This is a genomic window from uncultured Gelidibacter sp. (genome assembly GCF_947500795.1).
Taxonomy (GTDB): Bacteria; Bacteroidota; Bacteroidia; order Flavobacteriales; family Flavobacteriaceae; genus Gelidibacter.
In genome coordinates this window covers 572,935-599,750 of record NZ_CANMTE010000001.1, presented here as the reverse complement: position 1 = coordinate 599,750, position 26,816 = coordinate 572,935, and the positions used below count along the sequence as shown (strand labels likewise).

29 protein-coding genes are annotated in these 26,816 nt (G+C 35.6%); 6 read left to right on the top strand and 23 right to left on the bottom strand.

Annotated features, from left to right (window positions below):
• The first annotated feature begins 69 nt into the window (after positions 1–69).
• Positions 70–483 carry a glyoxalase gene (locus Q0947_RS02650; protein WP_299391007.1) on the top strand — a complete coding sequence of 138 codons (414 nt, stop codon included), beginning with the start codon at positions 70–72 and terminating at the stop codon, positions 481–483.
• Complete coding sequence (locus Q0947_RS02645; protein WP_299391004.1) at positions 480–926, top strand: transcription elongation factor; 447 nt, start codon at positions 480–482, stop codon at positions 924–926. The genes Q0947_RS02650 and Q0947_RS02645 overlap by 4 nt, the downstream gene beginning before the upstream one ends.
• Here the strand turns inward: Q0947_RS02645 and Q0947_RS02640 are convergent.
• The 3 genes from Q0947_RS02640 to corA all read right to left on the bottom strand — a co-directional run bounded on the left by Q0947_RS02640 (position 919) and on the right by corA (position 3,793).
• Positions 919–1,602, bottom strand: coding sequence for a DUF2461 domain-containing protein (locus tag Q0947_RS02640; RefSeq protein WP_299391002.1), 684 nt, complete (start codon positions 1,600–1,602; stop codon positions 919–921). The two genes, Q0947_RS02645 and Q0947_RS02640, sit on opposite strands and share 8 nt — an antisense overlap.
• A 49-nt stretch (positions 1,603–1,651) precedes the next feature.
• Positions 1,652–2,545 (bottom strand): mechanosensitive ion channel family protein, encoded by an 894-nt coding sequence (locus Q0947_RS02635; protein ID WP_299391000.1) that lies wholly within the window; start codon positions 2,543–2,545, stop codon positions 1,652–1,654.
• Between the two features lie 177 nt (positions 2,546–2,722).
• Positions 2,723–3,793, bottom strand: coding sequence for a magnesium/cobalt transporter CorA (gene corA, locus Q0947_RS02630; protein WP_299390998.1), 1,071 nt, complete (start codon positions 3,791–3,793; stop codon positions 2,723–2,725).
• A 206-nt stretch (positions 3,794–3,999) separates the two neighbouring features.
• On the opposite strand from corA, the gene Q0947_RS02625 reads away from it, so the two are divergent.
• Both Q0947_RS02625 and Q0947_RS02620 read left to right on the top strand, forming a co-directional pair.
• Positions 4,000–4,227 (top strand): hypothetical protein, encoded by a 228-nt coding sequence (locus Q0947_RS02625; RefSeq protein WP_299390995.1) that lies wholly within the window; start codon positions 4,000–4,002, stop codon positions 4,225–4,227.
• 96 nt (positions 4,228–4,323) lie between these two features.
• Positions 4,324–4,743, top strand: a complete 420-nt coding sequence (locus Q0947_RS02620) for a hypothetical protein (RefSeq protein ID WP_299390993.1) — start codon at positions 4,324–4,326, stop codon at positions 4,741–4,743.
• 5 nt (positions 4,744–4,748) lie between these two features.
• On the opposite strand, the gene Q0947_RS02615 is transcribed toward Q0947_RS02620, so the two are convergent.
• The 20 genes from Q0947_RS02615 to Q0947_RS02520 form a co-directional block, all read right to left on the bottom strand.
• Positions 4,749–5,435, bottom strand: coding sequence for a tRNA pseudouridine(38-40) synthase TruA (locus Q0947_RS02615; RefSeq protein WP_366915485.1), 687 nt, complete (start codon positions 5,433–5,435; stop codon positions 4,749–4,751).
• 92 nt (positions 5,436–5,527) lie between these two features.
• Positions 5,528–6,127, bottom strand: coding sequence for a bifunctional phosphoribosyl-AMP cyclohydrolase/phosphoribosyl-ATP diphosphatase HisIE (hisIE, locus tag Q0947_RS02610; protein WP_299392764.1), 600 nt, complete (start codon positions 6,125–6,127; stop codon positions 5,528–5,530).
• An 86-nt stretch (positions 6,128–6,213) separates the two neighbouring features.
• A complete protein-coding gene (gene hisF, locus Q0947_RS02605) occupies positions 6,214–6,969 on the bottom strand; it encodes an imidazole glycerol phosphate synthase subunit HisF (RefSeq protein ID WP_299390989.1) in 756 nt (251 codons plus the stop codon).
• Positions 6,970–7,021: 52 nt separating this feature from the next.
• On the bottom strand, positions 7,022–7,756 hold the full coding sequence (hisA, locus tag Q0947_RS02600; RefSeq protein ID WP_299390986.1) for a 1-(5-phosphoribosyl)-5-[(5-phosphoribosylamino)methylideneamino]imidazole-4-carboxamide isomerase: 735 nt from the start codon (positions 7,754–7,756) through the stop codon (positions 7,022–7,024).
• Position 7,757: 1 nt separating this feature from the next.
• Positions 7,758–8,339 carry an imidazole glycerol phosphate synthase subunit HisH gene (hisH, locus tag Q0947_RS02595; RefSeq protein ID WP_299390984.1) on the bottom strand — a complete coding sequence of 194 codons (582 nt, stop codon included), beginning with the start codon at positions 8,337–8,339 and terminating at the stop codon, positions 7,758–7,760.
• Between the two features lie 22 nt (positions 8,340–8,361).
• The gene (gene hisB, locus Q0947_RS02590; RefSeq protein WP_299390982.1) at positions 8,362–9,483 is read right to left on the bottom strand and encodes a bifunctional histidinol-phosphatase/imidazoleglycerol-phosphate dehydratase HisB; all 1,122 of its coding nucleotides are present in this window, start codon (positions 9,481–9,483) and stop codon (positions 8,362–8,364) included.
• 11 nt (positions 9,484–9,494) lie between these two features.
• Positions 9,495–10,532: a histidinol-phosphate transaminase gene (gene hisC, locus Q0947_RS02585; RefSeq protein ID WP_299390979.1), complete on the bottom strand. Its 1,038-nt coding sequence runs from the start codon at positions 10,530–10,532 to the stop codon at positions 9,495–9,497.
• Positions 10,529–11,815, bottom strand: a complete 1,287-nt coding sequence (gene hisD, locus Q0947_RS02580; protein ID WP_299390977.1) for a histidinol dehydrogenase — start codon at positions 11,813–11,815, stop codon at positions 10,529–10,531. Before hisD ends, hisC begins: the two co-directional genes overlap by 4 nt.
• Positions 11,816–11,901: 86 nt before the next feature.
• Positions 11,902–12,759: an ATP phosphoribosyltransferase gene (gene hisG / locus Q0947_RS02575; protein WP_299392759.1), complete on the bottom strand. Its 858-nt coding sequence runs from the start codon at positions 12,757–12,759 to the stop codon at positions 11,902–11,904.
• 285 nt (positions 12,760–13,044) lie between these two features.
• Positions 13,045–13,860, bottom strand: coding sequence for a prohibitin family protein (locus Q0947_RS02570; protein ID WP_299390974.1), 816 nt, complete (start codon positions 13,858–13,860; stop codon positions 13,045–13,047).
• Between the two features lie 20 nt (positions 13,861–13,880).
• Positions 13,881–15,914, bottom strand: coding sequence for a VWA domain-containing protein (locus Q0947_RS02565; RefSeq protein WP_299390972.1), 2,034 nt, complete (start codon positions 15,912–15,914; stop codon positions 13,881–13,883).
• Positions 15,915–15,996: 82 nt separating this feature from the next.
• Positions 15,997–16,743 (bottom strand): 3-oxoacyl-[acyl-carrier-protein] reductase, encoded by a 747-nt coding sequence (fabG, locus tag Q0947_RS02560; protein WP_299390970.1) that lies wholly within the window; start codon positions 16,741–16,743, stop codon positions 15,997–15,999.
• Between the two features lie 151 nt (positions 16,744–16,894).
• The gene (gene sucD / locus Q0947_RS02555; protein ID WP_299390967.1) at positions 16,895–17,767 is read right to left on the bottom strand and encodes a succinate--CoA ligase subunit alpha; all 873 of its coding nucleotides are present in this window, start codon (positions 17,765–17,767) and stop codon (positions 16,895–16,897) included.
• Positions 17,768–17,835: 68 nt separating this feature from the next.
• The gene (locus Q0947_RS02550; RefSeq protein WP_299390965.1) at positions 17,836–18,243 is read right to left on the bottom strand and encodes a nuclear transport factor 2 family protein; all 408 of its coding nucleotides are present in this window, start codon (positions 18,241–18,243) and stop codon (positions 17,836–17,838) included.
• Positions 18,243–19,178: a UDP-3-O-(3-hydroxymyristoyl)glucosamine N-acyltransferase gene (locus tag Q0947_RS02545; RefSeq protein WP_299390962.1), complete on the bottom strand. Its 936-nt coding sequence runs from the start codon at positions 19,176–19,178 to the stop codon at positions 18,243–18,245. Before Q0947_RS02545 ends, Q0947_RS02550 begins: the two co-directional genes overlap by 1 nt.
• A gap of 266 nt (positions 19,179–19,444) precedes the next feature.
• Positions 19,445–20,011, bottom strand: coding sequence for an elongation factor P (gene efp / locus Q0947_RS02540; protein ID WP_299390960.1), 567 nt, complete (start codon positions 20,009–20,011; stop codon positions 19,445–19,447).
• 44 nt (positions 20,012–20,055) lie between these two features.
• The gene (gene lpxA, locus Q0947_RS02535; protein WP_299390957.1) at positions 20,056–20,841 is read right to left on the bottom strand and encodes an acyl-ACP--UDP-N-acetylglucosamine O-acyltransferase; all 786 of its coding nucleotides are present in this window, start codon (positions 20,839–20,841) and stop codon (positions 20,056–20,058) included.
• 76 nt (positions 20,842–20,917) lie between these two features.
• Positions 20,918–22,324 (bottom strand): bifunctional UDP-3-O-[3-hydroxymyristoyl] N-acetylglucosamine deacetylase/3-hydroxyacyl-ACP dehydratase, encoded by a 1,407-nt coding sequence (locus Q0947_RS02530; RefSeq protein ID WP_299390954.1) that lies wholly within the window; start codon positions 22,322–22,324, stop codon positions 20,918–20,920.
• Positions 22,311–23,339: a UDP-3-O-(3-hydroxymyristoyl)glucosamine N-acyltransferase gene (gene lpxD, locus Q0947_RS02525; RefSeq protein ID WP_299390952.1), complete on the bottom strand. Its 1,029-nt coding sequence runs from the start codon at positions 23,337–23,339 to the stop codon at positions 22,311–22,313. The genes Q0947_RS02530 and lpxD overlap by 14 nt, the downstream gene beginning before the upstream one ends.
• Positions 23,340–23,460: 121 nt before the next feature.
• Positions 23,461–24,696, bottom strand: coding sequence for an HD domain-containing protein (locus tag Q0947_RS02520; protein ID WP_299390949.1), 1,236 nt, complete (start codon positions 24,694–24,696; stop codon positions 23,461–23,463).
• 35 nt (positions 24,697–24,731) lie between these two features.
• On the opposite strand from Q0947_RS02520, the gene Q0947_RS02515 reads away from it, so the two are divergent.
• Both Q0947_RS02515 and tsaE read left to right on the top strand, forming a co-directional pair.
• Entirely contained in the window at positions 24,732–26,285 is a 1,554-nt protein-coding gene (locus tag Q0947_RS02515) for a bifunctional response regulator/alkaline phosphatase family protein (protein WP_299390947.1), read from the top strand.
• A 97-nt stretch (positions 26,286–26,382) separates the two neighbouring features.
• Positions 26,383–26,787 (top strand): tRNA (adenosine(37)-N6)-threonylcarbamoyltransferase complex ATPase subunit type 1 TsaE, encoded by a 405-nt coding sequence (gene tsaE, locus Q0947_RS02510; protein ID WP_299390944.1) that lies wholly within the window; start codon positions 26,383–26,385, stop codon positions 26,785–26,787.
• Positions 26,788–26,816 lie beyond the last annotated feature (29 nt).

Below are 26,816 nucleotides of genomic sequence, written 5' to 3'. Positions count from 1 at the left end.
GTTAACAACATCTTACGGCTTTTCCTTCTAAGAAATCCATTATCCCTACATTTAATAAAACCTAAAGCCATGATAAACAGAACAGAAGCTCTTAACCAAATAAGACCAATCATTTCCAGTGCTTTAATGTATGATACTATGAGTAGCGATGAACGTTTTCAAAACGGCACTTTGAGACCCATACTCAAGCTTCAAAATGACCTTATAATTGTAGTATTTAAAAATTATATTACCAAACATAAAAATATGTTTTATAACCTATCTTTGCCGAAACAATTGGACTATATTGAAAGTGCTATTAACAAGGATATAAAGTTCAGAAATTCAATTAAAGGAATGATCATTGGTCATTTTACCATTGAAGAGTATGAGATTTATATGGAAAATTCATCAGCCTTAAACAAACGCATGATGAATCTTGTAAAAGAGCGTTTGGTTAGCCACATCCAACTATTTAGGCCAGAGATGGCAACTGTTATATGAAAATAAAAAGTGATGTTCTGCAAGCTTGTTATGACTATGCTAACAAGCGGATTGCCAATTACAAAAATGAAATCGAAACCATCAAGGATTCTCTTGAAAGCAATGATAAGGGCAACGGAGATGATGACGATTCAGGAAATGGAAAGCTCTTTAACGATCTGGAAAAAAATTCGCTGCATTTAATTGATGCCCAAAAAATGTTGGACAGTTTAAAAGCCATCAATCCGAAAATGGCGAATAGTACTGTGACGCTAGGGAGTTTGGTTAAAACAACTACCAATACCTTTTTTATTTCCATCAGTGCGGGCAAAATTGATATTGACGACTTAACGGTGTATGCAATTTCATCTGGTTCGCCAATTGGGATGCTGCTTAACAACAAAACCGTGGGAGATCGTATTGAATTTAATGGCAACACTTTCACCATTACGGAAGTTATATAAGTAACTCTCCATTGATATTGGTATTTAAAACATCAGACATATAATCAAAATAAGGCCTGATGACTTTAAATGATGTATTTACATCCTCTAAAAAATTAGTGGACACAACTTCTGCATCTGTATATTTCTTGGTAAAAATGAATTGCTTTTTACGAATCATATCAATTGCCTTATGCTCTTTGTCGAATCCTTTCGGAGCTGTTTTAAGTTCATCTCCAATTAAATCGCCCCAAACATCACGAAGCTTTTTATCGCTAATTATAGCACGTATATCTTCATCATCCATTTCAAATTCCTTTCGGATTCTTAACAAATCTTCTTTTGATGGATCCCAAAAACCCACTGCAATAAAAGATTCATTATTTGGTTGGATATGCAGATAATAACCGCCTCTGAGTTCTGGTTTCCTTCTATGGAATGACCCGCTAAAATGTGTTTTATAAGGTGCCTTGTTTTTTGAAAATCGGACATCGCGATAAATTCGAAAAATCTTCACTCGATCAACATCATCATGCATTTTGAGCGCTTCGAATAGTGAATTGAAGTTTCGTTTTGCAGCAGATTGGAGTTTTGTGAATTCTGCCTTATGTTCATTAAACCAATCTCTATCGTTATTGTCTTCTAATAGTTTAAGAAATTCCAATAAGTCCTTCGAAAATGTAGATGATGTTGTCATTTTTTAAAATATGCTGTTGAAATGAAGTTCTTTAAAAGCTATCGTAATGTTAATCCTCGTTTTCAACCGTAGGGTTATCCAAAGTCAATTTATTTTTAAATTGCACCGTTCTGATTGGGAATGGGATGTTGATTCCTTCTGCATCAAATGCTTTCTTAATAGCGATAATCGCCTTATTGGTAGCAGTTAATTTATGGACGTTTTTGGTGCCTTCAATCCAGAAACGGCATTTAAAATTAATGGAACTGTCTCCAAATTCTGTAAAGAAAAACTCCACAGGTTTCAGGTTGTCAATTTTTTCAAAGGTTTGTTCCAACGTCTTTTTAGTTAAGGCTTCTACAAATTCTAAATCTGACTCATACCCCACGCCACAGGATAAATCCACTCTAATATAGGGTGTCAGCGAATAGTTTTTCATTGGAGTTTCCAAAATGGTCTTATTGGGAATAAACACCAAATTATTGTCCGATTCCTTTAAAGTAAAATTCTTAAGATTGATATCGACAATTTCTCCAGCAAAATCATTGGTTTCAACCCAGTGGCCAATCTGTATTTTATCTCTAAACGAGATTACAATCCCCGAAATAGTGTTGGACAGCGTGCCCTGTAAAGCCAGACCAATGACCAACCCTAACACACCCGCACCTGTAATAAGCGAGGTTAATGTTTGCGAAAGATTTAAAATTCCGAGGGCTAAAAACAAACCTAAGAACACCACAAATATGGCGGTTAGTCTCGAAATAACATTGCCTACAGATTTTTGCTTAACGCGACTTCCAACGAGGCGGAGCATTAATCTACTCACATATTTTGCTAATATGTAGGCAATAACCATGACCATACAGGCCAAGGCAAGGTTTGGAAGATTTTCAATAATGGAATTCATCCAACCCAATAATTTCTCAACTAAGCGTTCAAATGATCTGTTTAATTCGTCTTTCATATATAAATTTTAGAATGGCTATTCTATTATTAATTAGGTAATTGCAGCGCTCGATAATGGTCTGATCACTATTTTATTGGAATAGAAATTCCACTAAAAATAGTTCTGTAGAAAATTACGCTAGGGAATTATCACAAGAGATAATTGCAAATGGTTAAAATTAATGGCTTAAACCTCTTAAAGCCATTTCTTTCTTCTGAAATAGATTAACATCATCAAGAAAATAAAAATCATGACGCCCCACAAGATATAATAAGCATTTTTATAATGTAATTCTGGAATGTTATCAAAATTCATCCCATAAATCCCAGCTATAAAAGTCAACGGAATAAAAATAGTGGCGATGATAGTCAGCACTTTCATGACTTCGTTCATCTTATTGCTGATGAGCGACATATGCATTTCCAACAAACTCCACACCATCTCTCTATAAACCTCAATACTTTCATTAACTTGAACGATATGATCGTATAAATCCCTCAAGAAATTTCGGGTTTTATCATCAATAATTGGATGCTCCATTTTTTCCAGTCGATTAATGGCTTCACGCAAAGGAAACACTGAGCGTCTAATTTTAAGAACCTCTCGTTTTAACCCCTGAATGGTGCTCGCCGTTTGACTATCTTCAGTGGTTGCATCAAAAATGTGATCTTCAATGTCCTCAATTTTATCTCCAAAAGCTTCAATAACGGTCAAATAATTATCCACTACGGCATCAATAATGGTGTACATCAAATAATCAGCACCCATATTGCGACCGCGACCTTTACCGGCTTCAATGCGCTCTCTCAAATCGTCAAAGACATCGCCATCAGCTTCCTGAAACGTCAAGACATACCCTTCACCCACAATAATACTCATCTGTTCATAGACAAGTTCCTCATCGTTTTTGAAATAGAGCATCTTTAAAACAAGAAACAAATAATTATCAAACTCGTCCAATTTAGGTCGATGGTTGGTGTTTAAAATATCCTCTAAAGTAAGTGGATGCAATCCGTAATGACTGCCTAATTTTTCAATTTCAGACGTGTTATTAAGGCCGTTAACATTAATCCAAGTCACCGTATCTTTCCCCTTAAAATGAAAGGCATCCGCTACATTTTGAGTTTCAATTTTTGAATAGGATTCCTTACTATAATTAATGATATCTATAGCGGTAACAGTAGACTGTTTCTTACCTCGATAAAGGATCGAACCCGGCGAACGATTGACAGTTTTATAGGATTTTTTCTTCTTTTTAGATCTCATTTTTTATGGAATTCTCGTAGTCATCTATGCTTTAAAAGTAAATATTTTTTCCGTATAGTATGGCTCAATTAATGAATATATAATTACTATCAGATTAAAAAGGATTTGAAAGGAAAGCGGCCTATATTTGAAAAGTTCAATTAACGTTTGCTTTTTGACATAATTTTGTTTAATATGCGAGTTATATACATCAAACAATTAAATTCATGGGAAGACCACCTACAAGACCGATCAAATTTAGAGACGGTTTTTATATAGAAATAAGAAATAAAGGTAAAACAACAGGTATTAAAATTCATAGAGACACTAAAGAACACATGCTTCGTACGATTAAAGAGTATGAACAGACAAAAGAAGTTTACATTTTAGGTGAATCTAAAAACGGAAAATGGGTCAACAAAACCCCAGTACTTCATGTTGTAGATGAGAAATAATTCATTCCACAAAGCAGTCATTTAAGATTAAATCACTGTTACTAATTAAAAAATTCATAAATTGTTGTGTTTTAGATCTCTAAAAACCTTCCGTTTATGAATTTTTCTGCTTCAAACAAACCTCCAGTCTATTTTTGGGTCATCAGCATTATTGCTGTGTTATGGAACGCTTTTGGTGTTTTTAATTACCTTATGCAAGCCTATATGACCCAGGAAGATCTTGATCAACTCTCAAAAACAGATCAAAATTTATACGCTAACCTCCCTTCATGGTATATTGGAGCGTTCGCCATTGCTGTATTTGCAGGATTATTGGGCGCTATTTCATTAGTATTACGCAAACGATGGGCGTATTCCTTTTTTGTTGTCTCCCTTTTAGCCGTAGGTCTGCAACAATTATATATTGTAACGGAAATCTATCCGCGTGATATCTTTTTAAGTCTCACCATTATTGTAGTCTCTACATTTCTAGTTTGGTTTTCAAGACGTGCATTGGCGCGACAATGGCTTAAATGAGTTGTCTATTGAAACTCCACCAAATTTAAAATCAAACCCGAAGCTGGTGCTATATAATCCATTGTAGTGGTGCTTTCTGGCTTTAAACTCTCAGAAATATCTGTTAAGGTGATTTCATGTTTGCCAAGTTGCACTAAAGCGCCCATCATTGTTCTAATTTGATTATAGCCAAATCCTTCACCTTTCACCTTTAGTATATAAGATTTCTCAGGAAAGAAACTGGCGCTAATCGTCGTGTTTTCAACCAAATCACAGGACACAATTTCTCGTGTATACAATCCAATATCTGTAACCTTAGAACAATAGCCTTTGAAATTATGGGTGCCTTCAAAAAGCTTAGCGCCTCGGGTCATTAAATCAATGTCAAGCTCGTCCCTAAAAGTGGTCATAAGTGACGCGCAAAACGGATGTGCCTTCTGCCCATGAGCAAACAAATAGTTGTATTCTTTGAGTTTTGCGTTTTGGATGACGTTAAATTCCTTATCAACTTCTTTCATGGATAAGGCTTTAATATCTTGAGGCAAATAATAATTAAAATGCTCTAGAAATATGTCAGCATTTAAAATTGGGGTTTCGACAAATAGCTCAAATGCAGTTTCATTCGCTGACACCATAGCATCAGTTCTACCAACTGCCAAGGTTTTGAACTTAAGGACACCTCCAAAAACGTAATTCAATGTTTTATCAATCATTAAATGGACCGTTTTAAGCTTCGGTTGCTTCTGCCAACCATGGTAACGAAAACCCAAATATTGAATATGGATAAGATAAAAATAGTTCATAATTACTTTTTCTCACGGTTTTTAAGGACGCGCTCAATGTCTTCCAATTTAAAACCTTTGGCCTGAAGTAACATTAAGTAATGAAATAACAAATCTGCGCTTTCATTTAAAAATAGCTCATCGTTATTGTCTTTCGCCTCAATAACCACTTCAACAGCCTCCTCACCTACTTTTTGTGCTAATTTATTAACCCCTTTCGCAAAAAGCGATGCTACGTACGATTCTTCCGGATTGGAATTACTACGGCGCTCTTCAATAGTGTGCTCCAATTGAGAAATAAAACCAAAATTGGATGTATTTTGCTCATTCCAACAGGTGTCAGAACCTTTATGACAGGTTGGACCTTCTGGGTTGACCTGAATCAATAAGGTATCATTGTCACAATCAACCTTAATATCTACCAAATTTAGAACATTTCCACTTTCTTCCCCTTTAGTCCATAACCGCTGCTTGCTCCTACTGAAGAACGTGACTTTTTTAAGCTCTTTGGTCTGCTTAAACGCTTCTTTATTCATATAGCCGAGCATCAGTACGTTTTTAGTTGTAGCGTCTTGAATTATTGCGGGAATCAATCCATCTGAATTATATTTTAAATCCATTATTTCTTTTTTTGATAAGCGAAGATTTATAATCTAAATTATCGCTTACATTTTACATCGTTAGTTATATGAACATTGAGAGCTCAATTTTAAAGTCTAACTTTAATATTATTTTTCTTCAAATTTTCTTTTAATTCTTTGATTTCAATTTCGCCAAAATGAAAAACACTTGCCGCAAGCGCTGCATCAGATTTTCCTTTTTGGAACGTGTCCACAAAATGCTGAATAGTTCCTGCGCCACCAGAGGCGATTATGGGAATATTCAACGCTGTTGACAATCTTGCCAAAGCTTCATTTGCAAATCCGTCTTTAGTGCCATCATGATCCATGGAGGTGAACAATATTTCTCCAGCACCACGCATTTCCACTTCTTTAGCCCAATCAAAAAGATCTAATTCTGTAGGAATACTTCCACCTGCCAAGTGCACAATCCACTGTCCGTTAATTTGTTTTGCATCAATTGCAACGACCACACATTGGCTTCCAAATTTATTTGACAATTCATCAATAAGCTCAGGACGATTTATGGCGGAAGAATTTATAGAGACTTTATCAGCGCCCGATTTTAAAAGTAAATCAACATCTTCAACTGAAGATATGCCACCACCAACTGTAAACGGAATATTAACTTGTTCAGCGACTTTCAAAACCATTTCCAAGGTAGTTTTCCTACCTTCCAAGGTTGCTGAAATATCCAGAAACACCAATTCGTCAGCGCCTTTTTCAGCATATTGTTTTGCCAAAACCACAGGATCTCCCGCATCTATAAGATTAACGAAATTCACACCTTTTACGGTTCTGCCATTTTTTATATCCAAACACGGAATTATTCGTTTTGTAAGCATTGTATAGTTTGTTACTTCATTAGATTTTAGTTGCCCCCTATAATTCTGCTTTCTAGTAGTACTTTTCTAAATCTTGAAGGCTGATTTTGTTTTCATAAATGGCCTTTCCAATTATCACAGCTTCACAGCCAAGCTCTTTTAGTTTAGGCAATTCATCGATATGTGAAATTCCACCAGAAGCAATCAATTTTATGGATTGGTCTGAACTGTTATTAGTACATTCTTGAATAATTTCGTTGTATAAGTCGAATGAAGGTCCCTCCAACATGCCGTCTTTCGCAATGTCAGTACAAATAACGTATTGCACATTTCGGCGTTGGTAGTTTTTAATAAACGGAATCACTTCTAAGCTGCTTTCTTCCTGCCAACCACTAATGGCTATTTTGCCATTGTTGCAATCTGCTCCTAAAATAATTTTAGCGGATCCATATTTATCCAACCAAGACTCAAAAGTTCTATGGTCGTTAACCGCAATACTTCCTCCTGTGATTTGTTTGGCACCCGAATTAAAAGCGATGTGAAGATCCTCATTAGATTTAAGTCCGCCACCAAAATCGATTTTCAAACTGGTTTTTGAAGCTATCTGCTCCAAAACCTTATAGTTCACAATATGTTGTGCCTTAGCACCATCCAAATCCACCAAGTGTAAATATTCAATTCCTGAAGCCTCAAACTGTTTGGCCACTTCTAACGGATTTTCATTGTAAATTTTCTTTGTATTATAATCTCCCTTTGTCAAACGCACACATTTGCCGTCTATAACATCTATTGCTGGTATTATCCTCATCTTATAATTTTAAAAAATTTCTTAATATCTGAGCGCCTTCAGTGCTACTTTTTTCCGGATGGAATTGCACCCCATAAAAGTTGTCTTTCTTAAGCGCAGAACTGTAATTTAAATCGTAATTTGTCTGTGCAATGGTATGTTCACACACTTCTGCATAATAACTATGCACAAGGTACATATAAGCTTCGTTTTTTATGCCTTCAAAAAGATCTGATTCAAGATTAAAAATCGAATTCCAGCCCATCTGCGGCACTTTTACATTATTTGAAAATCGTTTTACGGACACATCAAACACTCCCAAACCTTTTGCATTACCTTCTTCCGTGCTATTACATAATAATTGCATTCCCAAACAAATACCCAAAACAGGTTGTTTTAGCGAGGGAATCACAGCATCTAACCCGGATTCTATCAACATGTCCATAGCATTGCTTGCTTGACCCACACCAGGAAATATCACTTTATCAGCATCTTGTATAACCTGCGAATCCTTACTCAATACAGGGTCAAAACCCAATCGATTACAAGCAAATTGTACGCTTTTGGTGTTTCCGGCACCATAATCTATTACAACGATATTCATGTTTGAATTCAATTTTTAAATGTTATAGCACTCCTTTTGTTGACGGCAGAATCATTTTATCCATATCACGTTTGATTGCCATTTTAATCGATTTAGCAAAGGCTTTAAAAATAGCCTCTATTTTATGGTGCTCATTGCTGCCTTCCGCCTTAATGTTCAAATTACATTTTGCACCATCAGTAAACGATTTAAAAAAATGGAAAAACATTTCGGTCGGCATCTTCCCTATCATTTCACGCTTAAATTCAGCATCCCAAACCAACCAATTTCGTCCTCCAAAATCAATTGCCGCTTGTGCTAAACAGTCGTCCATTGGCAAACAAAATCCGTAACGCTCAACACCTAATTTATCCCCCAAAGCCTTCGCAAAAACTTCACCCAAGGCAATCCCAGTGTCCTCAATGGTATGGTGTTCATCCACTTCTAGGTCACCTTTTACTTTAATATCCAAATCCAACTGCCCATGACGCGAAATTTGATCTAACATATGGTCAAAAAAGGCAATGCCAGTATCAATATTACTTTTTCCGGTACCATCGAGATTCAATTGGATAGCGATTTTGGTTTCATTGGTGTTTCGTTCCAAAGTAGCAGTTCGATCTTCAGTTTTAAGGAAATTATATATCGTTTCCCAATCTGTGGATGTAAGTGCGATATAGTTACGTAATTCTTCCGTAGAGGGTTTGTTTTCAGGAAACGCATTCATAAAAATCCCTTTTGCCCCTAGGTTTTTGGCCAATTCCACATCTGTCAACCGATCTCCAATAACGAAGGAGTTTTCCAAATCATAGTCCTCAGAGAAATATTGATTCAAGAGACCAGTTCGAGGTTTTCGTGTTGGTGCGTTATCTTCTTCAAATGAACGATCAATAAACTGCTCTTTGAATTCAATCCCTTCTGATTGAAAGGTATTCACCATAAAATTATGAACTGGCCAAAACGTATCTTCAGGAAAAGATTCGGTTCCTAAACCATCTTGGTTGGTGACCATCACAAGTTCATAATCCAATTCGCGCGCTATTTTACCTAAATACTGAAACACTTTTGGATAAAACTGCAGCTTACCAAAACTATCAATTTGATAATCTTCAGGCTCAATAATAATAGTACCATCACGATCTATAAATAATACTTTTTTCTTCATGTTCTAATTCTTTATAAAGTTTTCAATATTTCAATCAAGCGCAAATTTTCTTCCTTTGTCCCTATAGTCAGTCGCAAGCAATTTTCACAAAGTGGCTGCGAAGTTCTGTTGCGGATAACAACACCCTTTTCAATCAACTGTTGATAGCGCTTGTTAGCGTCATCTACTTTAATCATGACGAAATTCGCATCAGACGGATAAATATTTTGAACAAATTTCACTTCATCCAAAGCTTTAACTAAAACCTCTTTTTCCTTTAACAGAGAGTCAATTTGACAATTAATTTTAGAATTATTCATTAACCCTTCAATAGCTTTCTTCTGAGTAAGCTCATTGATATTATAAGGTGCCTTAATTTTGTTTAACGTAGCAATTATTTCTGTTGAAGCGAAACACATTCCCAAACGAATTCCCGCCATTCCGTAGGCTTTTGATAAGGTTTGTGTCACCACCAGATTAGGAAATTCCTCAAGTCGCGCCAACCAACTTTCGACACTAGAAAAGTCGATGTAAGCTTCATCAATTAGAACAATACCTTTAAAGTTTTTTAATAACTTTTCTATAGTTGACGCTTCAAAACTATTGCCTGTTGGATTATTTGGTGAGCATAAAAACAGAATTTTACTATGCTCATTTGCTGCTTCCAAAATTGTCGTTGTCTTTGGTTGAAATTGTTCAGCAGATAAATTCACTTTTAGCGTTTCCACCGCATTGATATCTGCTAAAACCTCATACATCCCATAGGTTGGAGGCAATATGATTACATTATCTTTATTTGGCTCACAGAACATTCTAATCAACAAATCCAACACTTCATCACTTCCGTTTCCTAAGAGTATATTTTCTATAGGAACATGTTTTAAATCAGAAATTATAGACTTTAATTCGCGCTGCTGAGGATCTGGGTACCGATTAATACCATTCTCAAACGGATTCTCATTAGCATCAAGGAAAATCAGATCGTCTTTGGCTCCTTTAAATTCGTCTCGTGCGGACGAATATGGTTTTAAGGCCTTTATTGTGGGCCGTATTAAGTGCTGTATACTCATTTTGCTAAATCATTTAATCGAATGGACACTGCATTTTTATGAGCTTGCAACCCTTCAGCTTCCGCCATCAGCTCAATGGATTTCCCAATATTTTGCAAACCTTCTTTAGTGATTCTCTGAAACGTCATGCTTTTTGAAAAACTATCCAAATTAACTCCAGAATACGCTTTGCTATAGCCGTTAGTCGGAAGGGTGTGATTAGTGCCCGATGCGTAATCGCCAGCGCTTTCAGGGGTATAATCACCAACAAAAACAGACCCGGCATTACTAATCCCGTTTAAAAATAATTCTTCATTTTTCGAACAAATAATAAAATGCTCTGGCCCATAGGCGTTGATAAAATCCAAAGCCTCCTGATCATCACTAATCAATATTAATTTCGAATTATCTATGGCTTTTTGCGCCATTGACTTTCTTGGCAATACTGCAATCTGTTTGCTGATCTCGGTTTCAACAGCAGTTAAAAACAACTCTGAATTGGAAACCAAAATCACTTGGCTATCGGCGCCATGTTCGGCTTGACTTAACAAATCAGAAGCTACATACGCTGCATTGGCGCTATCATCAGCAACCACCAATAATTCGCTAGGACCCGCAGGCATGTCGATTGCTACGCCGTATTTAGTGGCTAATTGTTTTGCAACCGTGACAAATTGATTCCCGGGTCCGAAAATTTTATAAACTTGTGGAATCGTTTCCGTTCCGAAAGTCATGGCCGCAATTGCTTGTATCCCGCCAACTTTATAAATTTTGGTAACTCCACATAATTGCGCTGCAAATAATATTTCATTGGCAATAACTCCATTTTTATTTGGTGGTGTACAGAGAATAATTTCCTTACATCCAGCAATTTTAGCAGGAGCTGCCAACATGAGTACAGTGGAAAATAACGGGGCTGTACCGCCTGGAATATACAAACCAATTTTTTCTATCGGGCGTTTTTCTTGCCAACAATTAACGCCCGGCATGGTTTCGACCTCAATTTTTTCAGTTTTTTGAGCTTTATGAAAGCTTTCAATGTTCTGCTTCGCCTGTTGAATGGCCGCTTTTAATTCTTGAGGCACATTTTGAGCTGCCGCTTTAATTTCTTCTTCAGAAACTACAGATACTTGCGCATCAATACCGTCGAAAAGTGAAGTGTACTTTTGAACTGCTATGTCGCCATTTCTACTGACATCATCAAAGATTTGAACGACAGTTTCTTCAATGCTTTCCACAGATTGCGTTGGCCTTTTAATCAATTCGGACCAAGCGTTTTTATTTGGATTTTTTATGATTTGCATACTCCTGATTTTAAAAACTTTTATATGCTATTATTAAATCAATACTTTTAATAATGAACAACAAAAAGTGACTTAGATTTTTATATTTAAACGACCATATTTTCAATTGGACAGACTAAAATTCCTTCTGCTCCATTTGCTTTCAACTCATCAATCACATCCCAAAATTCATTTTTACTAATCACGGAATGAATTGAGCTCCAGCCCTCTTGAGCTAAAGGTAAAACTGTTGGACTCCTCATTCCGGGAAGAACACTGATAATTTTATCGAGTTTATCATTAGGAGCATTTAAAAGCACATATTTCGACTGTCGCCCTTTTAAAACCGACTGAAATCTAAACTGTAAACGCTTAAGAACAGCTTCTTTTTCAGCAGATATTAAAGGTGACGCAGCCAAAACAGCTTCAGACTTCAACAACACTTCAACTTCCTTCAAATTATTCTTGAATAACGTACTTCCGCTCGAAACTATATCCACGATAGCATCTGCGAGACCTATATTTGGCGCAATTTCTACAGAACCGTTAATGATGTGTAATTGAGCTGAAATTTTGTGTTTCTCTAAGAATTGGTTCACCGTATTTGGATATGAGGTCGCTATACGCTTCCCTTCCAAATCACTGACATCTTTGTATTTAAATGATTTTGGAACCGCAATAGACACTTTACATGACGAAAACCCCAGTTTTTCAATCACAGAAATATCCGTACCTTTTTCTATCAGAATGTTTTCGCCTATAATTGCCGCATCTACTACACCATCACGGAGATATTGTGGAATATCGCCATTTCGAAGATAAAATACTTCTAAAGGAAAATTTTTGGCAGATGCCTTGAGTTGATCCTTACCATTGTCTATTGAAATTCCTACATCGTTGAGGAGTTTCATGGAGTCGTCGTGTAAACGCCCCGATTTTTGTACTGCTATTTTTAATTTACTCATCTTAGTGCCCAATGATGGGTAGTTTTAAGTTTAACTTAAATTTTGTCTGAGTAAATCTTCTGGAGAGGAATTCCTAAATATATAGAAACAAAAAAACCGCTTGATTTACTCAAACGGTTTTAAAATATGTTGACTTTATTCAATACATCTTCAGTTCGCTTGAGTGCAAATATGATGATGGTGATGATGTGATTGAATAAACTTCATGTTCTTATTTTGTGTTACAAAGATTGGGAATTATATTTTACAATTCCTAATCTTAGCAGATTATTTTTTTTATTAAGCTTATTGGTTGCCTAAGATAATTGGTAATCCAGTATCTCCAGAACCTATCACAATAACCTTACTATTAGTGGATTGAGACAATTTAACTGTTGCTTCAATACCTTTATCTTGAAGAATTTTGTCCGTTAAAGAAGCGCTCAAAATTTTATTCGCGTCTGCTTTACCTTGAGCTTCAATAATTACTTTTTCAGCTTCTTTTGCCGCTGTAACCAGTCTAAACTCATATTCTAAAGATTCTTGCTCTTGTTTTAATTTACGTTCAATAGCGTCTTTAATAGTTGGTGGTAAAGTGACGTCACGTACTAAAATATCAATAAGTTGAATGTATTGATCATCTACATAATTCTTAGTTTCTTCAAAAATTTCAGACTGAATTGCATCTCTTTTACTAGAATACAACTGTTCAGGTGTATAACGCCCTACAACGCTCCTCGCTGCCGATCTAACTGCAGGCAATAAAATACGTTCTTTGTACATTTCACTTTTTTCTTGATGCAATTTTCCGAGATTTTCATATTCTGGTTGAAACCAAATTGACGCATCCAATTTAATGTCCAATCCGTTTGAAGATAAAGCACTCATTTTTTCAAAGATCTCTTGCTGTCTTACTTCATAAATAAACACTTTATTCCAAGGTGCAACAATATGAAAGCCCTCTCCTAGAGCGGGTTCATCTGTAACAACACCACCTCCAAAGGTTTTATATAACACTCCTGCTTTTCCAGAATCGACTGTAACTGCTGATTTAGCAATGATAATAATTAAGATGATTGCACCAATAATAATAGGCAATGCGACTTTAGGTAATTTTTCCATAAATAATAAATAGTTTGTTTTTAAATTAATCCGTTGTATTTTCTAATGAACCATTCCGAAGAAAGGCTTAACGCGATTAATGCGAGTAGAAATTTCCAATCTATCAAAGGTACAACTTTTTTAGTGCTTTTCTGAAGGGTAGCGAACCTTTCGTCCTTTAAAAGCTGATCAACAAGGCGGTTGCTATCATCAATAAAATAAGCAGCACCTTGACTACTAGAGGCCAAATTTTGTAATTTTGAGACATTCGCATTTAAAAACTGCTGCTCAACATTATAGTCTAAAATTTTAAACTCTCCAGATTTCAAAATGTTTTCACTTTTGGCATTCACAGTAAACTGATAATCGCCAGCAGGCAAACCACTCAAATCAACTTGATAATTGGTTTGCTTTAAAAGGAATGGAAGCGTTTGAGACTGTTTTGATTCCTTGTTTGTAATTAAAATTTCAAGATTTGCGGCATTGTCAAATTCATAGTTCTTATTGAAAAATTGAGCTGAAATCACCACATTATCGTTGCCGTCATAAAATGATTCATAAGACACGTTAAGCCTATTTCTCTTTTGATTAGAATCTAAATACTGAATAATTTTCCCGATGAAGCTGTCAAAATTGAGGAATGACTTTTCATTTAGATAACTCTGTGCTCGCCACCTCCAAATTCCTTCGCCATTTAAAACTGCCGCCCGCTTCTGATTAACTTCATATGTCAAGAGCAAAGGTTCCTTCAACTGAATGCCATTAACAGTTTTGTACAATATTGTTTCTGTTGGCGATGAAAATTCGAGAGGTCCAAACTCGGTCTGCAAAGGTGGAAATTCAGCAAAATTTAAATCATCTACAATAAAATCGTTGTAATTTAAATTCAATGCAGACTGATAATCTTCATACTGCTTTGTGACCGTTTGCTTGAAATCAGCTTGAAGTTTATTCAGCTCAGACCAGTTTGTTTTCGTTCCGAGAACAGTAAACGTATTGATCTTAAGATTGTCTAAAACATCATAAACAGACTTAAAGCTATTGTTTGGCTGATAGAGGATTACTTGTTGAAAATCAACGCTTAAATTTATAAATTCTGAAGGCTTAATAATAGAAGCTTGGCGCTGCTCATTACTTTCAATTGCCTTTTTTAAAGCACCTAAATCAGGATGCAGCATATCAGAAATAATGGCCACATTAGTCTTTCTGTCAATGACTTCAACCGCGAAATTTTTAATATTATTGACGGTGTTTTTTTCGTTTGACAATGGTTTTAATTCCGCTTTGTAAGTGTGAACTCCAGAAGTATTGGCTGGTAAAGTCAGCGCTACAACCCTACTCGATTGTTCTTGATTGAAAGTTAGATTCTGAGTAAAAACAGGAGTGTTTCCGGAAGAAATGATTAATTGTGTATCTACGTCTTCTTTACCATTATAAACGGCAATGATCTCTACAGGAAATTTATTTTTGAAGTAAGCGTATTTGTTGACGTTAAGCTGTTCAATCTTTAAATCGATATAACGCGTGGTATCTCCTAAAATCAAAGGAAAAATAGGTTGTTTGTACTTCTGACTTACAAACTCGTAATCATTTCCGTAGGTTTGATTGCCGTCAGTTACCAAAACTAAAGGCGTAATAGCATTCCCATATACTTGAGAAACTTGGTCAAAGACTATCGTAGGATTGGTTTGTTTTTCGTCAAACGTTAATGTTTCTAAGGAATTAACGTCCTTTCCGAAACTATAAAACTCCAAATCAAAACGATCGTTCAGTTCCTCATGATTTTTCAGCAGCGCTAAGAAATCGTTGGTATTTTGATTCTGATTTAAAAAACCAATGGATTCTGAATTATCTACAGCGACAATCAGGTTTGGCTTTTCGTTGTAGTAGGTGGTTTTATCAAATTTTGGGTTGATCAGTAAAAGAAATACAGCAAACAAGGTAATGAAACGTAAGAACGTCAACAATAACGTGACCTTAGTCCGTTTTTTCGATTTATATATATACTGAAAAAGCGCTAATGAAAGCGCTATAATTCCAGCCAATATAATGTATAGAATCGTTTCTGTCTGCATTATAGAATTATGAATTGCGAATTACAATTTACGAAAATTAAGATTCGTAAAATCGTAATTCGCAATTCAAAAGGAGAAACTATTAGGTAAGCATACCGCCATCCACATTTATGGTCTGACCGGTAACATATGCACTCATGTCACTACCTAAAAATACGCATACATTTGCGATATCTTCAGGCGTTCCACCACGTTTTAAAGGAATAGCATCTCTCCAAGATTTAACCGTATTTTCATCTAACTTAGCAGTCATTTCAGTTTCGATAAATCCTGGCGCGATGACGTTGCTTCTGATATTACGGGATCCAAGTTCTAATGCTACAGATTTAGAGAAACCAATAATTCCTGCCTTAGAAGCCGCGTAGTTTGCTTGACCAGCATTTCCTTTAACACCAACAACAGAACTCATATTAATGATAGAGCCTTTACGTTGTTTAAGCATGGTGCGCTGAACAGCTTTGGTCATGTTGAAAACAGATTTAAGGTTGACTTCAATCACTTTATCAAAATCTTCCTCACCCATTCTCATTAAGAGATTATCTTTAGTGATTCCTGCGTTGTTCACCAAAATATCGATGCTTCCAAATTCGGCTAGAACTTCTTCAGCCAACTTTTGTGCCGCATCAAAATCGGCCGCATTACTTTGATAGCCTTTAGCTTTGATACCCAATTGATTCAATTCGTCTTCAAGAGCTTTAGCTGATTCAGCCGAAGAGCTGTATGTAAATGCTACATTCGCGCCATGTTCTGCAAAAGCCTGAGCTATACCTTTTCCTATACCTCTACTGGCTCCAGTTATGATGGCTGTTTTTCCTTGTAATAATTTCATAAATATAAATTTAGTAGTGAATGCTGACATTAATGAATTTCTGCACTCTCACTAGGTTGTTGATTCGCATTTCAAATATAAGGATTAGATGCTGTACCAAATAAAAAAACCCCACAAAAATGTGAGGTTCTTAATAATTTATAGGTGCTAATTAAGCCATAACTTCGGCTACTTTTTTACCAATTTCAGCAGGAGAATCTACTACGTGAATTCCGCAAGCTCTCATAATTGCTTTTTTAGCTTGAGCAGTATCATCACTTCCTCCAACAATTGCTCCAGCGTGACCCATTGTACGTCCTGCAGGTGCAGTTTCGCCAGCGATAAATCCAATAATTGGTTTTTTACTACCACTTTCTTTATACCAGTTTGCAGCATCAGCTTCCAATTGTCCACCAATCTCACCAATCATTACTACACATTCTGTTTCTGGATCGTTGATCAATAATTCAACAGCTTCTTTAGTAGTTGTTCCAATAATTGGATCTCCACCAATACCAATAGCAGTTGTAATACCTAAACCTTGTTTTACCACTTGGTCAGCCGCTTCATAAGTTAAAGTTCCTGATTTAGAAACAATACCTACAGTCCCTTTTTTGAAAACGAAACCTGGCATAATACCAACTTTAGCTTCACCTGGAGTAATAACTCCTGGACAGTTAGGACCGATTAAACGGCAATCTTTATTTTTAATATAATTTGAAGCTGTAATCATATCTGCAACAGGAATTCCTTCCGTAATACAAATAATCACTTTAATACCAGCATCAGCAGCTTCCATAATAGCATCAGCAGCAAAAGCTGGTGGTACAAAAATAATAGACGTATCTGCATTTGCTTCTTTTACTGCGTCTTCTACAGTATTGAAAACAGGTCTGTCCAAGTGGGTTTGTCCACCTTTGCCAGGTGTAACACCACCAACCACATTTGTTCCGTATTCTATCATTTGTTCAGCGTGAAAAGTTCCTTCACTGCCTGTAAAACCTTGAACAATTATCTTTGAATCTTTATTTACTAAAACGCTCATTTATATTATTTTTTAAATTTTAAGACTTCGCAAAAGTAATCTATTTAACAGCACTTAGGAAGTCTTTGTTAAACTTTTATTTCTGAAAATGATTTGTAACTTTCTATATTATCATCGGCTATTTGACTTATTTCATAGCGTTTATAAAGTTTATCATCCTTTATTTCCCAAATACTAATAAAATTGGCCAAAGGCAACTCATTATCAGGGTCGTCTATGGTGCTGGCAAACAAGGTATAACGTATGGTTACATGGTTGCCATCTTCCAACAAATGACTCATTTGGGTTCTTATACATTGATAAGATGCCTTGATGTTTTCGAAAAACTTTACTACACCATCATAATCCATAACACTGTAGCCTGTGGAGCCATTCCAATGTAATTCGCATTCTGGATGGAAATATTCAGGAACTAGCTCGATACCATTAGCTAAATTGGACTCATAAAACGACTTTACAATTTCTTTTGGAGACATTACTTCTTTTTTAATTGTTCTATGATTTCAGGTATTCTCTTAATATATACCTTGTCTTTCAATTCTGCTTTGGCTTCTTGAGCTGGTCTACCCCAATACGTTTTTCCTCCTTCTAAAGACTTACTAATTCCTGCTTGCGCATGAACAACAGCTTTACTGCCTATTGTGATTCCGCTCGTACTTCCTACTTGACCCCAAATTGTCACTTCATCTTCAATAACAACACAACCTGCAATTCCGGCTTGAGAAGCAATTAAACACTTTCTACCAATTACGGTATCGTGTCCGATTTGAATTTGATTATCGAGTTTTGATCCTTCACCAATAATCGTATCTCCAGTAACACCTCTATCAATAGTACAAAGTGCACCGATATGAACATTATCTTTAACCACTACACGACCTCCAGAAATCAGCTGATCATAGCCTTCAGGACGTTTTTTATAATAAAAAGCACTTGCTCCTAAAACTGTACCAGCATGAATTGTAACATTATTACCTATAATAGTGTCATCGTAAATTATAACATTTGGATGAATTAAGCAATTGTCACCAATAACCACATTATGACCAATAAAACAATTTGGTTGGATAATGGTATTATATCCAATTTTAGCAGAATCAGAAATACTCTGACTCGCGCTTTTAAAAGGTTTAAAATGTTGGGTCAATTTATTAAAATCCCTAAACGGATCATCGCTTATAAGAAGCGCTTTCCCCTCAGGACACTCCACTTCCTTATTGATCAATACAATGGTAGCGGCCGATTTTAATGCTTTATCGTAATATTTTGGATGGTCTACAAACACAATATCTCCAGGTTCCACAACATGGATTTCGTTCATACCCAAAACAGGAAAATCATCATTCCCAACATAAGTGGTGTTTATGATTTCTGCAATTTGCTTTAATGTATGTGGTTTTGGAAATTTCATTTTTGTTAGTTGGTGTGTGTTGGGGTTTGAGTTGAGGAGTTTATTGGTTTATTAGTTGAGGAGTTTAAATGTTTAGGGGTTTAGGGGTTTAGAGATGAAATATTATGTTTTGTTTAGAATTCAAATTATCTAGTGTTTTCACTAAGCACATCTTCCCTTCTTTCCCATCAACTCTATTAATCTTTATAAACTCCTAAACTTTTAAACTATTTCTAAACTTTTTTAAACTTAATAAACTCCTTAACTTTTTTTATAAACTTAAAAGCCTACTCTTTTACACGCTCTTTATAAGTTCCTTTTTCTGTTTCAATTTTAATTTTATCACCTTCATTAATAAACAACGGCACATTTACTTCGGCTCCAGTTTCAACAGTTGCAGGTTTTGTTGCATTAGTTGCTGTATTTCCTTTAACGCCAGGCTCAGTCGCAGTCACTTCCAAAGTTACTGTAGCAGGCAACTCAACTGAAAGCGGCATATTGTCTTCTGTATTGATTTGAATGGTAACTACTTCACCTTCTTTCATCAAGTCTGGTCTATCTAAAGCACTTTCCAATAATCTGATTTGCGTATAATCTTCTTGGTTCATGAAATGATAGTACTCACCATCGTTATACAAAAATTGGAATTTATGAGTTTCAACTCTTACTTCATCAATTTTATGTCCGGCAGAAAAAGTGTTTTCCAAAACTTTACCGTTAGAAACACTCTTCATCTTTGTTCTTACAAATGCTGGTCCTTTTCCTGGTTTTACGTGTAAAAACTCTATAATTTTATAAATATCATTATTGTACCTAATGCACAATCCATTTCTTATATCTGATGTAGTTGCCATTTTTAATTGTGTTTGTTGTTATGCTTAATATATTGGTCGTTGATTTAATTAGACTTAAAGTAGCCTTTCATAATTCCTCTATGAGAGTTCTTTATGAATTGTAAGATTTCATCACGTTCAGGCGTAGCCTCCATTTCAGCTTCAATAATCTCTGAAGCTTGCGTGTTATTGTAGTTTTTCTGATACAGAATACGATAGATATCCTGTACCTCTCTGATTTTGTCTGTAGAAAACCCACGTCTTCTTAATCCAACAGAATTAATTCCGACGTAAGAAAGCGGCTCTCTCGCTGCTTTCACAAAAGGTGGTACATCTTTACGCACCAAAGATCCTCCTGTAACAAACGCATGGTTACCAATAGAACAAAATTGGTGTACTGCAGTCATTCCTGCTAAAACCACATAGTCTCCCACAGTAATATGACCTGCAAGGGTACTGTTATTAGAGAAAATGCAATTGTTACCCACAATACAATCGTGTGCAATATGACAGTAGGCCATGATAAGACAATTGTCCCCAATAACGGTTTTCATTCTGTCAGTGGTTCCTCTATTAATAGTAACACACTCTCTAATAGTGACGTTATTACCAATTTCGGTGGTCGTATCTTCGTCTTTAAACTTTAAATCTTGTGGGACAGCTGAAATTACAGCTCCAGGGAAAATATTACAATTTTTCCCAATGCGAGCACCTTCCATAATGGTCACGTTACTCCCTATCCAAGTACCTTCTCCAATCACCACATTATTGTGTATGGTTGTAAAAGGATCAATCACAACATTCTTTGCTATTTTAGCTCCAGGGTGTACATATGCGAGTGGCTGGTTCATTTACTTTTGTTTATTTGTTACAGATTCCATTACATGACTTTAAATAATTGTCATTAACAGATAACTTACTTTATTATTATTTAACTTTTGAAATTTGAGCCATCAACTCGGCCTCCGCACAAAGTTTTCCATTTGCATAGGCATAACCTTGCATATGACAAATACCTCTACGTATTGGGGTAATTAAATCGCATTTGAAGATTAATGTATCTCCAGGAACTACTTTTTGCTTGAACTTAACTTTATCGATTTTCATGAAGAACGTCAAGTAATTTTCAGGATCTGGAACGGTACTTAACACCAAAATTCCTCCTGTTTGCGCCATTGCTTCTACAAGTAGAACGCCTGGCATAACTGGTGCACCAGGAAAATGTCCTGCGAAGAACGGTTCATTCATAGTGACATTCTTCACACCAATAACGCCAGAATCTGTCAATTCAAAAATCTTATCAATCAACAAAAACGGCTGTCTGTGTGGCAACATGTCCATGATTTGGTTGATGTCCATTAAAGGTTCCTGATTCAAATCGATTACAGGAACATTGCTCCTTCTTTCGATTTTAATCATTTTAGACATTTTCTTCGCAAACTGCGTGTTGATATAATGTCCAGGTTTATTTGCAATAACCTTACCTTTTAATCGCACACCGACAAGTGCCAAATCGCCAATAACATCCAATAATTTATGACGCGCCGCCTCATTTGGGTGATGCAGCGTCAAATTATCTAAAATGCCATTTGGTTTTACTGCAATATTATCTTTTTTGAAAGCTACCTTCAACTTTTCCATTGTTTCAGCAGACAATTCCTTGTCAACATAAACAATAGCGTTGTTTAAGTCGCCTCCTTTTATTAATCCGTGCTCAAGAAGCATTTCAATTTCGTGAAGGAAACTAAACGTTCTTGAATCTGATATATCTTCTTTAAAATCTGAAATCGTATTTAAAGTTGCATTTTGAGTGCCTAGGACCTTAGTACCAAAATCGACCATTGTAGTGACTTGGTATTCTTTAGCAGGCATAATGATGATCTCACTTCCTGAGTTTTCATCAATATAAGAAACCACTTCCGTAATGACGTATTCCTCTCTAAACTCATCTTGTTCAGCAACTCCAGCTTTTTCAAGAGCCTCAACAAAAAACTTAGAAGAACCATCCATAATAGGTGGTTCAGAAGCATTCATTTCTATTAAAACATTGTCGAGATCCATCCCTACAAGCGCTGCCAAAACATGCTCTGAGGTTTGAATAACAACACCATTTTTCTCTAAACAAGTACCACGTTGTGTATTTGTTACAAAACTAGCATCTGCTTCAATAATTGGCGTGCCTTCGAGATCTAAACGTTTGAATGAAAATCCAGAATTAACTGGTGCAGGTGAAAATGTCATTGTTACATCTTTACCTGTATGCAACCCAACACCCGTAAGAGATACGCTCTCTTTAATGGTTTTCTGCTTGATATTAGTCTTAACTATTCCCATTTACTTTTTTATCAATAACATTAATTTCTTTCATGATTTTTGGTAGGTTCTTAAAATACACGTAAGATTTATTAAAATCAGAATAAGAAAAAGCTGGTGAACCTTGAATAGCTTCATCATCTTTAATATTTCTTCCCACTCCTGACTGTGCTTGTATTTTTACATTATTACCAATTACAATATGTCCGGCAATGCCAACTTGACCTCCAATAATACAATGTTCTCCAATTTTGGTAGAACCAGCAACGCCAGTTTGCGCTGCAATAACTGTATTTTTACCTATTTCCACATTATGTGCAATTTGGATTTGATTGTCAAGTTTTACTCCTTTTCTAATAATAGTTGAGCCCAATGTAGCTCTATCTATTGTAGTTGCCGCTCCTACATCTACAAAGTCTTCTAAAATAACGTTTCCTGTTTGGGGAACTTTAGAGTATTCTCCATTTTCATTCGGCGCAAATCCAAATCCGTCAGCACCAAGGATAACGCCCGAATTAATAACACAATTGTTACCAATAACACAGTCATAATACACCTTAGCACCAGCAAACACTACTGTATTATCGCCAATGGTAACATTTTCTCCAATGTAAACATTAGGATAAATCTTTACGTTTTGACCGATTTTTACATTTTCACCTATATAACTAAAGGCTCCAATATATACATCTTCTCCATAGGTAGCGCTGTCTGCAATAAAAGACGGTTGCTCAATTCCGAATTTATTGAGTTTTACTTGATTGTAATACTCCAATAATTTTGAAAAGGATTTGTAGGCATCTTCAACTTTTATAAGTGTTGTACTTATGGCGTTCTCCGCTTCAAAAGTTTTACTAACGATAGTAATAGATGCTTTTGTAGAATAGATATACGGTTTATACTTGGGGTTAGCCAAAAAAGTCAACGACCCTTCAGTCCCCTCTTCTATCTTGGAAAGTTTAGAGACCTCAACATCAGGATTGCCCACGATATCGCCATCTAAAATTTCTGCTATTTGTAATGCTGTAAATTTCATCAGTCGCAAAAATAGAAAAAATGTACCATATATTCTCGTTTGTTGTAGAGTTGTTTATAACGGAGTTATTAACGGCCCAAAGATACCATTTCGCTAATAAGTTCCTTTAAAATTAAGCGTTTTACGAAATAGACTCAGGCTTCGGATAGCAGATATAGTATTTAGTGACTGGTTTAGAGAGCGCTTTTAGATTTAATTGATCAGATGCTTTTACAATATCCTGAATCTTCCCAGACTTGTGCAAAATATTTATATTCTGACTTTTAAGTTGATAAGCTTGATTTGTGATTTGACCCGTAAACACGAAATAATCGGCTTCTTGAGACGTAATATTATAGCGCTGCATCAGCACATCTTTATGTTCTCTTACTTTCTCAATCTTTCGTTTTTTGTCTTTTAACTTTACTTTTAAAAGATCTCTATTGATAATCATATCGCACAGATTCTTCAGAACAAAATCATCATGATATTGCCATTCTTTCATTGCTGATACAATATCATAGTCGTCTAAATGAGCAAAAACATCCAATGTTTCATCATTAAAATTAGTGCTGTTGGTTTCATTCATCAAGAAATAAGTCAATGCCCTACTCGCTTTTAAATGGACACCTTTATCTGTAAGTTCTTTGGCACGTTTTAAAACACGCATCAATAATTGTTCAGCAACAACACTGGTTTTATGCAAATAAACTTGCCAATACATGAGCCTTCTGGCTACAAGGAATTTCTCAACACTATAAATTCCCTTTTCTTCCACTACTAATTCATCATCCACAACATTAAGCATGGTGATTAAGCGTTCAGCATTGATATTGCCTTCGGCGACTCCGGTATAAAAGCTATCACGTTTTAAATAATCGGCTCTATCCATGTCGAGCTGACCAGAAATAAGCTGACACATAAAGTTTCTCTCATATTCACCTTTGAAAATTTGAATGGCCAGCGTTAAACTTCCGTTAAATTCAGCATTTAAATGTTCCATAAAACGAAGCGAAATAGCTTCATGAGAGATACCTGTTACGATACTATGTTCCATGGCGTGACTAAACGGTCCGTGGCCAATATCATGTAGAAGAATAGCGATTAACAATCCATTTTCTTCTTCTTCAGAAATATCAACACCCTTAAAACGAAGTACATTCACAGCTTTCTGCATTAAATGCATACTTCCCATTGCATGATGAAACCGTGTATGATGAGCGCCAGGATATACTAAATACGACATCCCCATTTGAGAAATGCGGCGGAGTCTTTGGAAGTACTTGTGGGCAATCAAATCGAAGATTAACGAATTAGGTATGGTAATAAATCCGTAAATTGGGTCGTTAAATATTTTGAGTTTGTTTACTTTATTCAAACTTGAGATTTTAATTTAATTATAAACAAATATACATGAACCGTATAAATATTCTTTGGGTTGACGACGAAATTGATTTACTAAAACCACACATTCTATTTTTAGAAAAAAAGAATTACAATGTGACGACTTGCAAAAGCGGTACTGAAGCTTTGGAAATAATTGATGACACCAACTTTGACATTCTTTTTTTAGATGAAAATATGCCAGGCTTAACAGGTTTGGAAACACTAAATGAAATTAAGGAACGTCGCGCCAATCTTCCCGTGGTGATGATCACCAAAAGTGAAGAGGAATTTATAATGGAAGAAGCTATTGGCAATAAAATAGCTGATTATCTCATAAAACCGGTTAATCCGAATCAAATATTACTGAGTTTAAAAAAGAATTTGGATCATTCACGACTAATCTCAGAAAAAACGACGTCCAATTATCAACAAGAGTTCAGAAAGATAGCAATGGACATGTCTATGGTGAACAGTTATGAGGAATGGGCAGATTTATATCAGAAATTAATTTATTGGGAACTGCAATTGGAAGATATTGAGGATGCAGGGATGACAGAAATTTTAGAATCCCAAAAAACCGAAGCCAATGCACAGTTTGGGAAATTTATCGAGAAAAACTATACCAGTTGGTTTGATAAAAATGCCGATGCGCCAACAATGTCGCATAATTTATTTAAAAACAAGATTGTACCCGAGCTTACGGATAATCAACCTACATTATTAATTGTGATTGACAATTTACGTTATGACCAATGGAAAGCTTTTGAACCCATTGTAAGCAATTATTACAAAAAGACTTCAGAAAGTTCCTTCTACAGCATCCTCCCTACGGCCACACAGTATGCACGTAACGCAATTTTCTCAGGCTTAATGCCGATAGAAATGGAAAAACGTCATCCAGAATATTGGAAAAATGATGTCGATGATGGCGGAAAAAACCTGTTTGAAGCCGAATTTATGGAAGCACAATTGAAACGATTGGGACTTCAGAATCTCAAAACCGAATATCATAAAATCACTAACCTTCAATCTGGAAAAAAATTAGTTGACAATTTTAAATCCTTAAAAAACAACGATTTGTCGGTTGTGGTCTATAATTTTGTGGACATGCTCTCCCACTCTAAAACGGAAATGGAAGTAGTTAAAGAGTTGGCTTCTAATGACAAGGCTTATCGCTCTTTAACCTTAAGCTGGTTTAAGAACTCGCCACTCTTAGAAATGATTCAGAAAGCACAGCAAATGGGGTTTAAATTAATTCTAACCACTGATCATGGCACCATTAACGTTAACAACCCGTCCAAAGTAATTGGAGATAGAGAAACGAGTTTGAATTTACGTTACAAAACCGGGAGAAGCTTAACTTATGAAGCTAAAGATGTATTTGTTGTGAAAGATCCCAAAGATATCCATTTACCTTCGATAACAATGAGTAGCTCCTTTATTTTTGCTAAAAATGATATGTTTTTAGCATATCCAAACAATTACAATCATTATGTGAGTTACTTCAGAAACACGTATCAACACGGAGGTGTTTCATTGGAAGAAATGATTATTCCATTTGTGGTACTAAATCCGAAATAAATCCATGTAATACACAAAAAACCCGATGAAATACGTTTTTATTAGTAGATTTCATTAAAAATCTGTAATATTGCTTAATAAAGCAATTAAGATATACATGGAACTCACATATCCACTAGAAAATATTGAATCGGTTGCAGATGCTGTTTTAAAACATGCCACTTCTAAAACTTTTTTATTTTACGGAGATATGGGTGTTGGCAAGACAACCTTAATTAAAGCGTTGTCAAAACAATTAGGAAGTTCCACGACTGTGAATAGTCCTACATTCTCCATTGTTAACGAATACGAAATCGACAACGACCTCATCTATCATTTTGATTTGTATAGAATAAAAAATGAAGAAGAAGCACTGAATTTTGGAATAGAAGACTATCTATTTTCGAATCATTATATTTTTATTGAATGGCCAGAAAGGATAGTAGATTTACTTCCAGAGGATGCTAATAAAGTTGACATCACATTGAATAATGATGGGTCTAGAACTTTAAAATTTGGTTAAAGGAACTAAAGCGAATATATTTCAAACAA

Bases quoted from the DNA above. Each gene is read 5' to 3' on its own strand.
- Q0947_RS02650 (WP_299391007.1), top strand. From the start codon at position 70: ATGATAAACAGAACAGAAGCTCTTAACCAAATAAGACCAATCATTTCC.
- Q0947_RS02645 (WP_299391004.1), top strand. From the start codon at position 480: ATGAAAATAAAAAGTGATGTTCTGCAAGCTTGTTATGACTATGCTAAC.
- Q0947_RS02640 (WP_299391002.1), bottom strand. From the start codon at position 1,602: ATGACAACATCATCTACATTTTCGAAGGACTTATTGGAATTTCTTAAA.
- Q0947_RS02635 (WP_299391000.1), bottom strand. From the start codon at position 2,545: ATGAAAGACGAATTAAACAGATCATTTGAACGCTTAGTTGAGAAATTA.
- corA (WP_299390998.1), bottom strand. From the start codon at position 3,793: ATGAGATCTAAAAAGAAGAAAAAATCCTATAAAACTGTCAATCGTTCG.
- Q0947_RS02625 (WP_299390995.1), top strand. From the start codon at position 4,000: ATGGGAAGACCACCTACAAGACCGATCAAATTTAGAGACGGTTTTTAT.
- Q0947_RS02620 (WP_299390993.1), top strand. From the start codon at position 4,324: ATGAATTTTTCTGCTTCAAACAAACCTCCAGTCTATTTTTGGGTCATC.
- Q0947_RS02615 (WP_366915485.1), bottom strand. From the start codon at position 5,435: ATGATTGATAAAACATTGAATTACGTTTTTGGAGGTGTCCTTAAGTTC.
- hisF (WP_299390989.1), bottom strand. From the start codon at position 6,969: ATGCTTACAAAACGAATAATTCCGTGTTTGGATATAAAAAATGGCAGA.
- hisA (WP_299390986.1), bottom strand. From the start codon at position 7,756: ATGAGGATAATACCAGCAATAGATGTTATAGACGGCAAATGTGTGCGT.
- hisH (WP_299390984.1), bottom strand. From the start codon at position 8,339: ATGAATATCGTTGTAATAGATTATGGTGCCGGAAACACCAAAAGCGTA.
- hisB (WP_299390982.1), bottom strand. From the start codon at position 9,483: ATGAAGAAAAAAGTATTATTTATAGATCGTGATGGTACTATTATTATT.
- hisC (WP_299390979.1), bottom strand. From the start codon at position 10,532: ATGAGTATACAGCACTTAATACGGCCCACAATAAAGGCCTTAAAACCA.
- hisD (WP_299390977.1), bottom strand. From the start codon at position 11,815: ATGCAAATCATAAAAAATCCAAATAAAAACGCTTGGTCCGAATTGATT.
- hisG (WP_299392759.1), bottom strand. From the start codon at position 12,759: ATGAGTAAATTAAAAATAGCAGTACAAAAATCGGGGCGTTTACACGAC.
- Q0947_RS02570 (WP_299390974.1), bottom strand. From the start codon at position 13,860: ATGGAAAAATTACCTAAAGTCGCATTGCCTATTATTATTGGTGCAATC.
- Q0947_RS02565 (WP_299390972.1), bottom strand. From the start codon at position 15,914: ATGCAGACAGAAACGATTCTATACATTATATTGGCTGGAATTATAGCG.
- fabG (WP_299390970.1), bottom strand. From the start codon at position 16,743: ATGAAATTATTACAAGGAAAAACAGCCATCATAACTGGAGCCAGTAGA.
- sucD (WP_299390967.1), bottom strand. From the start codon at position 17,767: ATGAGCGTTTTAGTAAATAAAGATTCAAAGATAATTGTTCAAGGTTTT.
- Q0947_RS02550 (WP_299390965.1), bottom strand. From the start codon at position 18,243: ATGTCTCCAAAAGAAATTGTAAAGTCGTTTTATGAGTCCAATTTAGCT.
- Q0947_RS02545 (WP_299390962.1), bottom strand. From the start codon at position 19,178: ATGAAATTTCCAAAACCACATACATTAAAGCAAATTGCAGAAATCATA.
- efp (WP_299390960.1), bottom strand. From the start codon at position 20,011: ATGGCAACTACATCAGATATAAGAAATGGATTGTGCATTAGGTACAAT.
- lpxA (WP_299390957.1), bottom strand. From the start codon at position 20,841: ATGAACCAGCCACTCGCATATGTACACCCTGGAGCTAAAATAGCAAAG.
- Q0947_RS02530 (WP_299390954.1), bottom strand. From the start codon at position 22,324: ATGGGAATAGTTAAGACTAATATCAAGCAGAAAACCATTAAAGAGAGC.
- lpxD (WP_299390952.1), bottom strand. From the start codon at position 23,339: ATGAAATTTACAGCATTACAAATAGCAGAAATTTTAGATGGCGATATC.
- Q0947_RS02515 (WP_299390947.1), top strand. From the start codon at position 24,732: ATGAACCGTATAAATATTCTTTGGGTTGACGACGAAATTGATTTACTA.
- tsaE (WP_299390944.1), top strand. From the start codon at position 26,383: ATGGAACTCACATATCCACTAGAAAATATTGAATCGGTTGCAGATGCT.